This window comes from Maribacter sp. IgM3_T14_3, from assembly GCF_049603095.1.
Classification (GTDB): domain Bacteria; phylum Bacteroidota; class Bacteroidia; order Flavobacteriales; family Flavobacteriaceae; genus Maribacter.
In genome coordinates this window covers 771441-786076 of the sequence record NZ_CP187138.1, presented here as the reverse complement: position 1 = coordinate 786076, position 14636 = coordinate 771441, and the positions used below count along the sequence as shown (strand labels likewise).

Annotated in this window: 12 protein-coding genes; 8 read left to right on the top strand and 4 right to left on the bottom strand. The window is 34.3% G+C overall.

The genetic code is table 11. The annotated features are described in order from the left end of the window. Nucleotides 1-6: 6 nt before the first annotated feature. From ACPF9A_RS03630 to htpG, 3 genes are all read right to left on the bottom strand, one after another. Nucleotides 7-639 carry an MOSC domain-containing protein gene (locus tag ACPF9A_RS03630; protein WP_424001746.1) on the bottom strand — a complete coding sequence of 211 codons (633 nt, stop codon included), beginning with the start codon at nucleotides 637-639 and terminating at the stop codon, nucleotides 7-9. Between the two features lie 154 nt (nucleotides 640-793). After that, the gene (locus ACPF9A_RS03625; RefSeq protein WP_424001744.1) at nucleotides 794-2212 is read right to left on the bottom strand and encodes a hypothetical protein; all 1419 of its coding nucleotides are present in this window, start codon (nucleotides 2210-2212) and stop codon (nucleotides 794-796) included. Nucleotides 2213-2308: 96 nt separating this feature from the next. Next, nucleotides 2309-4195, bottom strand: a complete 1887-nt coding sequence (htpG, locus tag ACPF9A_RS03620) for a molecular chaperone HtpG (RefSeq protein ID WP_424001742.1) — start codon at nucleotides 4193-4195, stop codon at nucleotides 2309-2311. Between the two features lie 370 nt (nucleotides 4196-4565). Here htpG and ACPF9A_RS03615 point away from each other — a divergent pair, with 370 nt between their 5' ends. The 4 genes from ACPF9A_RS03615 to ACPF9A_RS03600 all read left to right on the top strand — a co-directional run bounded on the left by ACPF9A_RS03615 (nucleotide 4566) and on the right by ACPF9A_RS03600 (nucleotide 8437). Then, nucleotides 4566-5219: a TetR family transcriptional regulator C-terminal domain-containing protein gene (locus ACPF9A_RS03615; protein ID WP_424001740.1), complete on the top strand. Its 654-nt coding sequence runs from the start codon at nucleotides 4566-4568 to the stop codon at nucleotides 5217-5219. 15 nt (nucleotides 5220-5234) lie between these two features. Further along, nucleotides 5235-6545: an ABC1 kinase family protein gene (locus tag ACPF9A_RS03610; protein WP_424001738.1), complete on the top strand. Its 1311-nt coding sequence runs from the start codon at nucleotides 5235-5237 to the stop codon at nucleotides 6543-6545. Nucleotides 6546-6662: 117 nt separating this feature from the next. Further along, nucleotides 6663-7673: a 3-oxoacyl-ACP synthase III family protein gene (locus tag ACPF9A_RS03605; RefSeq protein WP_424001736.1), complete on the top strand. Its 1011-nt coding sequence runs from the start codon at nucleotides 6663-6665 to the stop codon at nucleotides 7671-7673. A 404-nt stretch (nucleotides 7674-8077) separates the two neighbouring features. Further along, nucleotides 8078-8437 carry a CoA-binding protein gene (locus tag ACPF9A_RS03600; RefSeq protein ID WP_424001734.1) on the top strand — a complete coding sequence of 120 codons (360 nt, stop codon included), beginning with the start codon at nucleotides 8078-8080 and terminating at the stop codon, nucleotides 8435-8437. Here the strand turns inward: ACPF9A_RS03600 and ACPF9A_RS03595 are convergent. Further along, nucleotides 8434-9921 (bottom strand): sodium:solute symporter, encoded by a 1488-nt coding sequence (locus ACPF9A_RS03595; RefSeq protein ID WP_424001732.1) that lies wholly within the window; start codon nucleotides 9919-9921, stop codon nucleotides 8434-8436. The two genes, ACPF9A_RS03600 and ACPF9A_RS03595, sit on opposite strands and share 4 nt — an antisense overlap. 173 nt (nucleotides 9922-10094) lie before the next feature. Here ACPF9A_RS03595 and ACPF9A_RS03590 point away from each other — a divergent pair, with 173 nt between their 5' ends. From ACPF9A_RS03590 to ACPF9A_RS03575, 4 genes are all read left to right on the top strand, one after another. Beyond that, the gene (locus ACPF9A_RS03590; RefSeq protein WP_424001730.1) at nucleotides 10095-11405 is read left to right on the top strand and encodes a M20/M25/M40 family metallo-hydrolase; all 1311 of its coding nucleotides are present in this window, start codon (nucleotides 10095-10097) and stop codon (nucleotides 11403-11405) included. A 156-nt stretch (nucleotides 11406-11561) separates the two neighbouring features. Continuing rightward, on the top strand, nucleotides 11562-12182 hold the full coding sequence (gene recR, locus ACPF9A_RS03585) for a recombination mediator RecR (protein ID WP_424001728.1): 621 nt from the start codon (nucleotides 11562-11564) through the stop codon (nucleotides 12180-12182). A gap of 91 nt (nucleotides 12183-12273) precedes the next feature. Further along, nucleotides 12274-13632 carry a dihydrolipoamide acetyltransferase family protein gene (locus tag ACPF9A_RS03580; RefSeq protein WP_424001726.1) on the top strand — a complete coding sequence of 453 codons (1359 nt, stop codon included), beginning with the start codon at nucleotides 12274-12276 and terminating at the stop codon, nucleotides 13630-13632. A 226-nt stretch (nucleotides 13633-13858) separates the two neighbouring features. Next, a complete protein-coding gene (locus tag ACPF9A_RS03575; protein WP_424001724.1) occupies nucleotides 13859-14635 on the top strand; it encodes an exonuclease domain-containing protein in 777 nt (258 codons plus the stop codon). Nucleotide 14636: the final 1 nt, after the last annotated feature.

Here is a 14636-nt window from a genome sequence, read left to right as displayed (position 1 = left end):
AAAATATTATAGGTATTTCTTGAACCTGTCCTTTTTGTATTGCGGTACAGCTTCGTTGGTCATGAACAGTTCGAGCAAATCTTGAGACTTTTCTTTTGCGAACATCAATTCATAAAATTGTTGAGAGGTAAATGTATTTTCAGATTGCTCAACTAATATCATTTCATCACCGGCAGCTACATGACCTTCTTCTAGTATTTTTATGTAGGTACCTGGGTGATTATGGGTAATAAATTCTTTAAGTATTTTTTGCGTTCCAAAACGGATGCCTAGTTTATAGCAAGGTTCACGTGGCTGAGAAACTTGCACGAGCGCTTTGCCTAGCTTATAAATATCGCCGACGCGAATTTTAGATTCATCAAGACCTTCTATGGTAAGGTTTTCACCGAACATGCCCCAATCCCATTCTAAATCTGGGTAAAGATTCTTCCAATAATCATAATAGTCGGCAGAGAAAAGATAGCATGCTTTGTTGGTGCCACCATGGTGAACACGGTCTATTACAGTGTCATCTTTAACGTTATTTTTGGTTAGAAATAAACTTTTAGAAGTTGGGTATTTAAATATGCCGGTTTGCTCTGTGGCGCCGTTCCATTCAAAAGTTACTGCTTCTCCTATGTTCGTTGAAATCACATTCATGTGGTGAAGATAAAAAAAGCACTAGTATTTATTATAAAAGGTTTACCTAAAGTTGACCAAACTGTTATTAAATTGGTTGAAAACAGCTTATGTAAATGATTAACTATAGATTTTTATGCTTCATATTTGCTAATTTCTAAATTTAGAAATTAGACTATTTGTATTGATTAGTTGTTACAGTGTCTTTTAATATGATAGTATTTTGAGCGTTTTGTGATGAGCTATTTTCTGGGAAGTACCAAAAGGGAATGGTGACTAAAACTTTCTCAACGGTCTTAGATTTTGGGTTCATTGGATTCTCTTTAGTAGGACCTGTTATGGTTAAAATGTGTTTTCCCTCATCTAACTTTTTAATATTTAAATAGGTTTCAAAACCTAATCTCTCTTTAGCGTTTGAACTTATAATAAAATCACTGGCATATCTCTCTAAATCTATTTTTATGCTGTAGATTTCATTTACTGTTTTAAGGTATTCTTTTAAATTCAATGAATCTTTGATTCCAGTAGCATCATTGTATCCTCTTTTAAATTCAATAGTTAATGAAGATTGAAAACCTCTTTTGTCGGCTTCAGGTTTTAGGGTGTTGTTTTTATCAAATATAAAATCTTCTATTTCTTCATTATATATTAAGAAAACAGGTAGGTATTTAGTTTCAATAATTTTTGAAGGTATTGAGGCAGTGTTAATAAATTTCCCTTCTTCGATTGATAAATTATCATAGTGCTCACTTAATATCTGAAATTTAGAAGAATCATTTGTAGAATTCACATAATTCGAATTTCGATATTGTAACGAAGAAACAGTAACGATTATAAGATATACAGGGAGTATTATAAAACTTAAGCGTTTACCTAGTTTATTATCTAAAAAATTATATGCTAAAGGGCGATATAAAAAGGATAGCGTTAGTTTGCTGAATACCCAGTATATTGGAAAATATATTGTTGATGTCCATTTTTTCTTTTTCAAAAATCCTTGACCTAAAAAGTCAATAAAAACTACTAAAGATGAAAGGACAAAAGGTATTACTAGTGCTATAATTAGGGTCCGTATCGCCCATTTTGGAAGAAAAGTAAGAAGCTCGAAACTTTGAGTAATTAAAACGAAACTAAATGTTACGGTAAAGAATCCGATAACATAAAAAATCATTAAAAATGAAGCTGCAAAAATGATACTACAATAGGTTTCGAGGTTGGCAATATATTGATCAAAAGAGCCAACTTTTCTCTTTAAGTACGAAGTGAATTTCTCTGAATAATTTAGTGTTGAATAATTAATATCGCCAGATACATACCTTAAACCTATTGCGCCTATCCATAGCCCTCTTAATAGCACATGTACGACCAAGTTGAAAGTAAATATTTGACAGCATATAAGAATAACAGCCCATAGTATTCCAAATTGATCCGATTCTACAACAGAGCTTGCTGCGGCTTTTAATTCTAATGGCTCATTAGCAGCAAATAGCCCATAAATGGCAAAACCAGAGATAATTAATTCTAATTGCCAACTTTCTTGCTGTAACTTATCCAGTAATTTTTTAAAATTGACGCTTCGGTAGTTAGTGCTCATTTAATTTGTAGTTTCTCAACTGAAAGATAACAACATTTAACAAAAAAGCCACTACAAATAATGTAGTGGCTTTTTCAAAATTATAAGAAATGGAAATTACTTCACCATCTCATAACTACGTTTAATAAACTCGGTTAAAGCTTTACCTTTAAGTAAGCCTTTAGATAACTTCGCCAAGTCAAGTGATTGATTGATCAATCGCTCTTTTTTCTTCGCTGTCTTTGTATTCAAAAACTCGCTAACCAATGGGTGATTTGTGTTTACGATCAGATTATACATGTCTGGCATAGAGCCCATACCGAACATACCACCGCCACCGGTCTGTTGCATTTCTTTCATACGACGCATAAACTCAGGCTCTGTAATAGTGAACGGAGAAGAATCACTATCCATAGCTTCTAATTGAACCGTAAAGCTTTTATCTGTAATTGCTTCTTCCAATTCTTTCTTCAAAGTCTCTTTTTCCTCATCAGATAATTTAGAGATTTGAGTTTCCTCTTTCTGAATCAATTTATCAATATGATCAGCATCTACACGAGCAAAAGAAATATTCTCTTTAGAACTTTCTAGCTTCTGCATTAAGTGACCGATAATTGGCGAATCCAATAACAATACTTCATAACCTTTAGCCTTCGCAGTTTCAATATAACTGTGTTGCGCTTCTTTGTCAGATGCGTAAAGAATAACCGTTTTTCCGTCTTTATCTGTTTGTGTTTCTTTTATCTTCTCTATTAACTCATCAAACGTAAAGTAAGAACCATCTACTGTTGGGTAAAGGGCAAACTTATCTGCTTTGTCAAAGAATTTATCTTCAGAAAGCATTCCGTATTCTATAACGATTTTAATATCGTTCCATTTTGCTTCAAACTCGGCACGATCATTTTTGAACAACGAGTTCATTTTATCGGCTACCTTTCTAGTGATGTAAGAAGATATTTTCTTCACCGCACCATCAGCCTGTAAATACGAACGAGATACGTTTAACGGAATATCTGGAGAATCGATAACACCACGTAACATGGTCAAAAATTCTGGTACAATACCTTCAACATTGTCAGTTACGAATACCTGATTTTGGTACAACTGAATTTTATCTTTCTGCTGATTTAAATCGTTAGATAGTTTTGGAAAATATAGAATACCAGTAAGGTTAAAAGGATAATCTACATTTAAATGAATATGGAATAAAGGCTCTTCGAACTGCATTGGGTAAAGCTCTCTGTAAAAACTTTTATAGTCTTCTGGCTTTAAATCTGCAGGTAGCTTTGTCCACGCCGGGTTAGGGTTGTTAACGATGTTATCAACCTCTTGTGTAGGTGCTGGATCTTCCTTTTTTGCTCCTTCAGGTTTTGGTAAAGTTTCAGTTCTCATTCCGAATTTAATCGGAATAGGCATAAACTTGTTATACTTACTAAGTAAGCTTTCTATTTTACCATTTTCTAAAAACTCGGTAGAATCATCTGCAATATGAAGAATGATTTCTGTACCACGAGTTTCTTTCTCAGCTGGTTCCATTATAAACTCAGGCGAACCGTCACAAGACCATTGCACTGCAGGTTCATCTTTATAACTCTTGGTAATAATCTCTACTTTATGGGCAACCATAAATGCAGAATAGAATCCAAGTCCGAAATGACCTATAATTCCTGAATCTTTTGCAGAGTCTTCATATTTATTCAAAAACTCTTCAGCGCCAGAAAACGCCACTTCATTAATATACTTTTTAACTTCTTCTTCTGTCATACCAAGACCTTGGTCAATAACATGAAGTTTCTTTCCTTCTTTATCTATTTTAACCTCAATAATGGGGTTGCCATATTCAACCTTCGCCTCGCCAATTGTGGTCAAGTGCTTCATCTTTAAGGTTGCATCGGTTGCATTCGAAATTAACTCTCTTAAAAAAATTTCATGATCACTGTACAAGAACTTCTTGATGAGTGGGAATATGTTGTCTACGGACACATTAATTTTACCTGTTGCCATTTTTATATTTTTTATGCCACAGTTAGTGCGGCCATTATTAATAATGATTGTTCGTTGCTATTGGTCAAAAAAAATACCACAATAGCTTAATGTGACAAACTGACAGTTTACTGCCTTTAAAAGTTTAACAAATCTTTTTGTTTATGAAATATTGAAAAAGGTTAAACATAATGTATATTTGTAGTGTGATTATGAAAAAGTGCTATGAGAAAGAATTTTAAGCATAATCACATGTTGATTATTTATTGGTTAGGTTGTTTTGAAAACGTGCTATTTTTTAATAGCACGTTTTTGCTAAATAAAAGCTAATGTTTTATGAAAACGGCTAACTATCAAATCTGCATCGTACCTTATATAAAAATAATTTGATATGCCTACAAAAGCCAAAAAAGTAACGAAAGAGACGATTATAACAATGTTTATGGACTACGTTTTAGAGAACGAGCATGTACCAAAAACAGTCTATAAGTTTTGTAAAGTAAATGCTATTGAAGAATCAGATTTTTATCTTCATTTTGGATCGATAGATTCTGTTAAAAATGGAATTTGGGATACTTTTTATATGAACACGGTTAGTGTGATAGAGAAAAATAAAGAATATCAAGATTTTACCAATAGAGATAAGATGCTTACATTTTTCTACACGTTCTTCGAAGTATTGACACTAAATAGAAGTTACGTCTTATTTATAATGGAATGTGCTTCTGGTTCATTTAAGAATATGGAGCAGTTAAAAGGACTTAGAAAAAACATTAAAGAGTTCTCTAAGGGCTTGATTGCAGATGGTAATGCGAACAAGAATTTAAAAATCACGAAACACAATCCACAATTGTTTTCAGAAGGGGCATGGTTACAGACTATGTTTTTAATGAATTTTTGGAAATCGGATGATTCTGCAGCTTTTGAAAAAACAGATGTTGCTATTGAAAAATCTGTAAACACTATTTTCGATGTATTTGATAACACACCACTAGAGAATATTCTAGACTTCGGGAAATTTCTGTACAAAGAAACTTTTGCCTAATCTAACCCCTACGATTTGAAAACACTTGATAAAATACCTACCGGAAAGATAGAACGTGCAAGTAAGCTGGTGAAAACCGGAGCTAAGATTGGTGGTAATTATGCCAAGTATTTAGGTAAAAAAATCATCAATCCAAATACTACAAAAGATGAATTAAACGAAGATAATGCCGCAGATATATATGACGGATTAAAATCGTTAAAAGGTAGTGCGCTTAAAGTTGCCCAGATGTTAAGTATGGAAAAGAATCTACTGCCAAATGCATATGTAGAGAAGTTTTCTTTGTCTCAGTTTTCAGTTCCCCCATTATCTGCGCCATTAGTTCGAAAAACATTTAAAAAGTATTTAGACAAATACCCAGAAGAGGTTTTTGACACTTTTGATAAAGATTCTATAAACGCTGCTAGTATAGGGCAAGTACATAAAGCTACCAAAGACGGTAAAAATTTGGCTGTAAAAATTCAGTACCCAGGTGTAGCGCAAAGTATAAGTAGCGATTTGGCGATTGTGAAGCCTATTGCAATTCGTATGTTCAATCTTAAAGGTAAAGATTCAGATAAATATTTTAAAGAAGTTGAAAATAAGCTGGTCGAAGAGACAGACTATATTCTAGAAGTAGCACAAAGTAAAGAGATTACTGAAGCATGTTCGGTGATACCGAATATCATTTTTCCTAAATATTATACCGAACTATCAAGTTCACGTATTATTACCATGGACTGGATGACAGGGAAGCACCTGAGCGAATTTACAAAAACAGGTTTCTCTCAAGCTACAGGCGATAAATTAGGGCAAGCCCTGTGGGATTTCTATATGTTTCAAATTCATGGGTTGAGAAAAGTACATGCCGATCCACACCCTGGTAATTTCTTGGTAAATGGTAGTGAAGAGCTTATTGCTATTGATTTTGGTTGTATTAAAGAAGTGCCAGATTCCTTTTATGTACCGTATTTTGAATTGGCAAGACCAGAGGTAATATCAAATGATGAGAAATTTACCGAGAAGCTATATGAGCTAGAAATACTGATGGCTACTGATTCGCCAGATGAAATATTATTTTTTAAATCTATATTTCATCAATTGTTAAGCTTATTTACATCACCATTTCATAATGAAGATTTTGATTTCGGCGACGAGGTATTTTGGGGTAAAATTGCAGCATTAGGCGAGCAATTTTCTTCTGATAAGCAAATAAGAAAAATGAATGGTAATAGAGGTTCAAAGCACTTTTTGTATATGAACCGTACCTTCTTTGGTCTTTATAATCTACTACATGATTTAAAGGCAAATATTAAAGTGAATGACTTCAAGAAATATTTGAGCTAATTATTCCACTGTCATATTGATAGTAGATGATTGTTATATTTTCAAATAGAATTCTTAATAGTTGTTTATATTGCAACACTAATTCTACCTGAGCTTTTTCAGGATTAAAATATTACTATGTATAATTCAAAAATAATTGGCTTAGGTCATTATGTACCTGATAACGTAGTGACAAACGATGATTTGTCAAAGGTGATGGAAACAAATGATGCCTGGATCCAAGAACGTACTGGTATAAAAGAAAGAAGACATGTAGTTAAGGGTGATGGCGACACCACCACAACTATGGGTGTAAAATCTGCAAAAATTGCAATTGAAAGAGCGGGTATCGATAAAGACGACATTGATTTTATCGTCTTTGCTACTTTGAGTCCCGATTACTATTTCCCTGGTCCTGGTGTATTGGTTCAAAGAGATTTAGGTATTAAAACCGTTGGTGCGTTAGATGTACGTAACCAATGTTCTGGTTTTGTCTATGCTATTTCTATTGCAGATCAGTATATAAAAACAGGCATGTATAAAAATGTACTTGTCATAGGTTCGGAACTTCACTCTCATGGATTAGATATGACTACACGAGGTAGGGGAGTTTCTGTAATTTTTGGTGATGGTGCCGGTGCGGCAGTTTTGACCAGAGAAGAAGATAACACTAAAGGTATATTATCGACTCATTTACATTCAGAAGGTCAGCATGCAGAAGAACTTTCTTTGATTGCACCTGGTATGGGTAATAGATGGGTAACTGATATCATTGAAGATAATGATCCTAATGACGAATCTTATTATCCGCATATGAATGGTCAATTTGTATTTAAAAATGCAGTTGTTCGTTTCAGTGAGGTTATAGTAGAAGGTTTAGAGAAAAATAAATTGAATGCTACCGATATTGATTTATTGGTTCCGCATCAAGCCAATTTAAGAATATCTCAATTTATTCAAAAGAAATTCCAGCTTAGTGATGACCAGGTATTTAATAATATTACGAAATATGGTAACACTACAGCAGCATCTATTCCGATAGCGCTTACAGAGGCATGGGAAGAAGGTAAGGTGAAAAGTGGAGACTTAGTAGTTTTAGCTGCATTTGGTAGTGGTTTTACCTGGGGCAGTGTCATCATTAGATGGTAATAATACTCTAAAATAAAGCACCCATAGTTTTGGCTATGGGTGCTATATAGTTTTACTCAATAAGAAAAAACCAACCAATCTTCATTATTAAATATCCCTATATAAAGTAATAGACGCGATTACGGTTCTATTGTTACTAGAAATAGGTAATTATTTCATATTCAATATAATTTAAAGTAAACAAAAGGTTTAGAAAAGCTTTTAAAAGAAGAAACCCGAACATTCCAAAATGAATTGGAAGTCGGGCTTCAAATGCTGATAGGCTATACTAAACACTAACCATTAACTATAAACATATAGCGTTACCAACAAAATCTTTATACTCGCAGAGTATCTAACTTTAATAATAGACGAAATATTGCCTAATTAGTTACAAAATTTATATTATTTAACATTATTTTATCATGAAAAAGACCCTAGTATTCGGAGCCTCCTTAAAACCAAATCGATATAGCAATTTAGCGATACATAGACTTGTTGATTCGGGGGTTGAAACCTTAGCTTATGGATTGAGAGAAGGTGAGGTTTCAGGAGTCAATATCAGCAATAATTTACACAAAATTAGTGATATTCATACAATTACCCTATATATAAATCCAAAAAGACAAGAAGAATATTATAATAGTATAATTTCTTTGGCTCCTAAAAGGGTAATTTTTAATCCTGGTACAGAAAATCTGGAGTTCTATAAACTATTGGAGAATAGCGGTATAGAAGTAGATATTGCTTGTACTTTGGTGCTTTTGGGTACTGGTCAATATTAGGCGATATCGGTAATGTTAGTGATTGTCTTTTTTTTACGAATGAGCCATAATCCTACAAAGGTTAGCAGACCATTCAACGGCAAAAGTTCATATCCGAAAATATAACCACCTAAATACTCAGTAGGCAACTTCGCTAAAATGAGAATTATCGATACACATACCAGTGCAACGATCCAAACATATTTATCTTTTATTTGATGTTTGGTAAAAATTCCGAAAGAGAATAATCCTAGCAGCGGTCCGTAGGTATATGAGGCTACCGTTAATAATCCATCAATTACATTTTTATCCAATATATATTTAAAAGAGATGACCACTAGAATTAACAAAACACTCATGCCAATGTGTGTAATTCTGCGGGTTTTTTTAGCTAGGTGTTCAGATTTTTTTTCGGTGTTTAAAAAATCCACACAAAATGATGTAGTTAACGAGGTAAGTGCGCTGTCTGCGCTACTGTAGGCCGCGGCAATTAAACCTAGCATAAACGTAACGGCAACCGTTATGCCTAAGCCACTGTTTAATGCAATTTCAGGAAATAAAAGATCAGACTTCGGCGTTCCGTCCATAAGTGGTAATGAAATGTTGTGCGTATCTGCGTAAATAAAAAGCAATGCACCTAAAAGCATAAACACAAAAGTGACCACTACTAGTACAATACTAAAGCTGACCATATTTTTTTGAGCTTCACCCAGATTTCTACACGTCAGGTTCTTTTGCATCATGTCTTGATCAAGTCCCGTCATACAGATAGTAATGAACATTCCGCCTAAAAATGATTTTACCAAATGGTTTTTAGAAGAAAGGTCATCAGTAAAAAAGGTCTTGCTATACTGTCCTAATTCTTCAGAGTTTATAAATTCTATGAAGGTCCAGTCCATTTTATCCAATATAAAATACATTGATAACCCTACAGATACTAGCATAAATAGGGTTTGTAAGGTGTCGGTCCAGACAATTGTTTTTATTCCACCTTTAAAGGTATAGATCCAAATAAGTAAAATGGACAGAATTACGGTAATTTCAAAAGGAACGTTCCAGGCATCGAACACGAATTGCTGTAAAACGATAGCCACTAGAAATAAGCGAAATGCAGCACCAAGAACTCTAGAGATGAAAAATGAAATAGCGCCCACTTTATAACTTACGAAACCAAAGCGATCATCTAAATACTGATAAATTGAAGTAACATTTTGTTTGTAATAAATAGGAAGAAGTACAAACGCGGTAACCATGTAGCCTAAAAAGTACCCAAAAACAACCTGCATGTAGCTGAACTGAGAAGCGTCGACCCAACCCGGTACAGAAATAAAGGTTACTCCAGATAAAGACGCACCCACCATACCAAAAGCCACTAAATACCATGGCGACTGCTTACCGGCCTTAAAGAAATCTTCGTTAGTATCATTTTTGCCCGTGAAATAGGAGATAATCAAAAGCAAAACAAAGTAACCAGAAATTAAAATTAAAATATGAGAGGCGTTCATGGTGTAAAATTTGCGGCAAATTACAAAAAGTTACAGGAGGTAGTGCGATAACTTAAAATCTTAAAGTTTAAATTGAGAATACTTTAATTAGTAAATGAAAATCTATTCGAATATTTCTTTACCCATTAAAATTTGATACCTTTTACAGTAATAAATCCTAAACTAAATTAATCATGCGACGAGAATTTCTTTTAAAGAACAGGGCTTTACTTCCCTTATTAATAATCAGTTTATTAGTTAGTAATGTGTTGATTGGTCAGGAAAGTATAATAGCGGACAAAAAAATTAACAAAGAGGTTGGAAAGCTATTAAAAGATAAAAGTATTAAAAGTGCTTTTGAGTTTATAGACGCGATTGAAAATGAAACGGAGAAAGACTTAATTAAGTTGACCGAAATACCGGCTCCGCCATTCATGGAAGCTAAAAGAGCAGAAGCGTTTAAAAATATGTTTATTGAAGCAGGTTTAGAAAACGTATCAATAGATGAGGTTGGTAATGTTATTGGAATTAAAAAAGGAACAGATGGTGGTAAGATAGTTGTTTTAGATGCTCATTTAGATACTGTTTTTCCTGAAGGTACAGATGTAACAGTAGAGAAGAAAGGAGATACCCTATTCGCACCAGGTATAGGTGATGACACCAGAGGGCTCTCTATGTTAATTGCTGTTTTTAAGGCAATGAAAAAGGCTGATTTAAAAACCAAGGCAGATGTTTGGTTCGTTGGTACAGTGGGTGAAGAAGGTTTAGGAGATTTACGTGGTGTTAAGCATTTGTTTAGAGATGGTGCGGTAAAAATAGACTCTTGGATATCAATTGATGGTGGTGCTATTGGCAGGGTTAATAATGCAGGGTTGGGTTCAGTTAGATATAAAGCTTTATTCACAGGAAAAGGAGGTCACTCATGGGGAGCTTTTGGGTTGGCAAATCCTCATCATGCGCTTGGTTTCGCAATAAAAGAATTTACAGAGAATGCAAAAGTATTTACAGATGAAGGAGCTAAAACAAGTTTTAATATAGGTAGAATGGGAGGTGGTACTTCTGTAAATTCTATTCCTTTTGAATCTTGGATGGAAGTTGATATGCGGTCAGTAGATAGTGGCAGATTAAAAGAGGTAGAAGCTATTTTTAAACAATCAATGCAGACCGCTTTAGAGGAGTATAATAATACCGGAGTTGATGATAAAATTTCATTAGAGTTAATAAAGATTGGGGACAGACCATCTGGAGAACTCTCGTTAGATACCCCGTTAGTGCAGCGTGCCATTAGTACCACTAGTTTATTTGGGTATGAACCAAGTCTTACCAGAGGGTCAACAAATGGTAACATTCCAATTTCTTTAGGTGTTCCGGCAATAACGATTGGTAGAGGAGGCGTTGGCGGCGGCGCACATTCACTTCATGAATGGTGGGTTAATGAAAATGGAGCAGAAGCCATAAAATTAGCATTATTACTTACGGTGATCGAAGCTGGTCATGACAAATAACTTTTAGATTTTCTGATTTATAGAAAACACTTCTTGATTAAGATGGTTTCTGTATAGTAATTATATGTTCTAAACTTTTTAAATGTTAAATAATTTTGTGAAAAGGGTGAGGTATGCTTTTCAAGTTTAGTTGTAAATTTATACCGAATTAAGCCTATGGATTTTTCGTCAAAATTATTAGAAAACGCAGTATATGAAGTTTCGCAGTTGCCAGGTATCGGTAAGCGAACCGCATTGCGTTTGGTATTGCATTTATTGAAGCAGCCAGAGCAACGAACAGAAAATCTTTCTACATCTTTGGTAGATTTAAGAAGTAAAATACAATTTTGCGAAAATTGCCATAATATTTCAGATACCACAATGTGCGAAATATGTGCCAACCCTAAAAGAGATGATGCAGTAGTATGTGTCGTAGAAGATATTAGAGATGTTATGGCCATTGAAAATACAGGTCAATTTAGAGGAAAGTATCATGTGCTTGGGGGTAAAATATCACCTATGGAGGGCATTGGTCCTCAGAATTTGAAAATAGGAACCTTGGTAGATAAAGTGAGAAAAGGCGTCGTAAAAGAATTAATTTTTGCATTAAGCTCAACTATGGAAGGCGACACCACCAATTTTTATATCTATAGACAAATAGAAGGGTTAGCTGTAAAAACCTCTACAATTGCAAGGGGTATAGCTGTTGGCGATGAATTAGAATATGCTGATGAGGTTACTTTAGGAAGAAGTATATTGAATAGAGTGCCGTTTGAGGGTTCTTTTCGACAAGATTAGTTTTTTGAATTTCAAGTAAATGTCAATAAAAAGGTATTTATTTTATTATTTTTGCAAAAAATATAAACAAAACAAGCTTTAAATTATCGATATGCCAAAATTTGAATTGAAACTACCACGTATGGGAGAGAGTGTTGCAGAAGCAACATTAACGTCATGGTTAAAAGAGGTAGGTGATACGATTGAAATGGACGAGGCCATTTTTGAAATTGCTACAGATAAAGTTGATAGTGAGGTGCCGAGCGAGGTAGATGGCATTTTAATTGAAAAATGCTTCAATATTGATGATATTGTCAAAGTGGGGCAAACCGTGGCCATCATACAAGTTGGTGATGATGTAGATGTACCAGATGTTTCGAACATGGTCAATGAAGAAAAGGAGCAAGAACCAGTTCTTGAAGAAATGGTTGCTGTAGCTGAATCGGCTGTAGCTCAAGCTAGGGCAGAAACTTCAAATGTTCATTTAAGTGGGGCCTCTGATCGTTTTTATTCTCCGTTAGTTAAAAACATAGCTAAAGAAGAGGGTATTTCTTTCGACGTGTTAGAAACAATACCTGGTACAGGTAAAGATGGTAGGGTTACCAAAGATGATATATTAAGCTTCGTTAAAACCGGAGTTACCAAGCCGGTAGAACAAGTTGCTACACCTGCTAAAGTAGATGTGCAAGATAGCGTAGCTGCGGCACCAGTTGCTAAAGCAGAAACACCTGCGGCCGAAAAACCTAGTATGCCAATTTCTCGTGGCGATGAGGTTATACCGATGACACGAATGGGCAAATTAATTGCCAAGCATATGACAGACAGTGTTTCTACATCTGCACATGTTCAAAGTTTTATCGAAGTTGATGTAACCAATATCGTGAATTGGCGTAACAAGCTAAAAGACGCGTTCTTTAAAAGCGAAGGTGAAAAACTTACTTTTACTCCAATTTTTATGGAGGCGGTAGCTAAGGCGTTAAAGAAATATCCGATGATGAATATTTCAGTAGATGGCGATACCGTAATTAAAAAGAAGAATATTAATATAGGTATGGCGGCTGCGTTACCAGATGGTAATTTAATCGTTCCTGTGATCAAAAATGCAGATCAACTGAATTTGGTAGGCATGGCCAAGGTTATAAATGACTTGGCAGATCGTTCAAGAAATAACGCTTTAAAACCAGATGAAGTTCAGGGAGGTACGTATACCGTTACTAATGTAGGTACATTTGGTAGTGTATTTGGTACACCGATTATTAATCAGCCACAAGTAGGTATTTTGGCGTTAGGTGCTATAAGAAAAATACCGTCAGTAATTGAGACTCCTGAAGGAGATTTTATTGGTATTCGTAGTAAAATGTATCTATCGCACAGTTATGATCATAGAGTTGTAAACGGTGCTTTAGGTAGTATGTTCGCAAAAGCTGTAGCCGACTATCTTGAAGGGTGGGATGTAAACCGAGAAATTTAGATGTATAAAAATCTATAGTTAAAAATCCGACAATACTTCTTGTGTTGTCGGACTTTTTTTGCATATTATATTGGTTTATAAAGGTTTGAGAAGTATTTTAACATACTAATTGTGTTGAATTTTTTGAAATTATTTTAGTTTCTAAATTTCGAGGCAAAAAATTAATAGCGAGTAATTATATGTGTCTAAAAAACGAAAGGGTATCTTTGTTAAAAGTAGAACACGTATGGAATTAAAGCTTACCAGACCTATTTGCTTCTTTGATTTAGAGACAACTGGGGTCAATGTAGCAAAAGATCGTATTGTAGAAATAGCGATATTAAAAGTTTACCCTAACGGTAATAAAGAGAGTAAAACATGGTTAGTTAATCCTGAGATGGTAATACCAGAAGAGGTAATTGCCGTTCATGGTATAACGAATGAAAAGGTTGCTAACGAACCAACTTTCAAAGAACTTTCAAAAGAAATTTATAAGATTATAAAGGATAGTGATTTAGGCGGATTCAATTCCGATCGATTTGATATTCCTTTATTGGCAGAAGAATTATTACGTGCAGATATCGATTTCGATATGAAAAATACGGTATCTGTAGATGTGCAGACCATTTTTCATAAGATGGAAAAACGTACGTTAGAAGCAGCTTATAAATTCTATTGTGATAAAGATTTAACCGATGCGCATAGTGCAGCGGCAGATACCAATGCTACGTATGAAGTATTGCTTTCTCAATTAGATAGATACCCTGATCTTGAAAATAATATCAAAAAACTTTCAGAATTCTCAAGAAGAAAGCAATCGGTAGATTTCGCAGGTTTTATAGCTATGGATGAAGAAGGGGAAGAGGTATTCTCTTTTGGTAAGCATAAAGGCAAAAAGGTTCATGCGGTTTTAGAAAATGAACCAGGGTATTTCGGTTGGATGCTAAATGCCGATTTTCCATTGTACACAAAAAAGATTCTTACTCAAATTAAACTGAGCAAACTCAATAATAAATTAGGTTAAA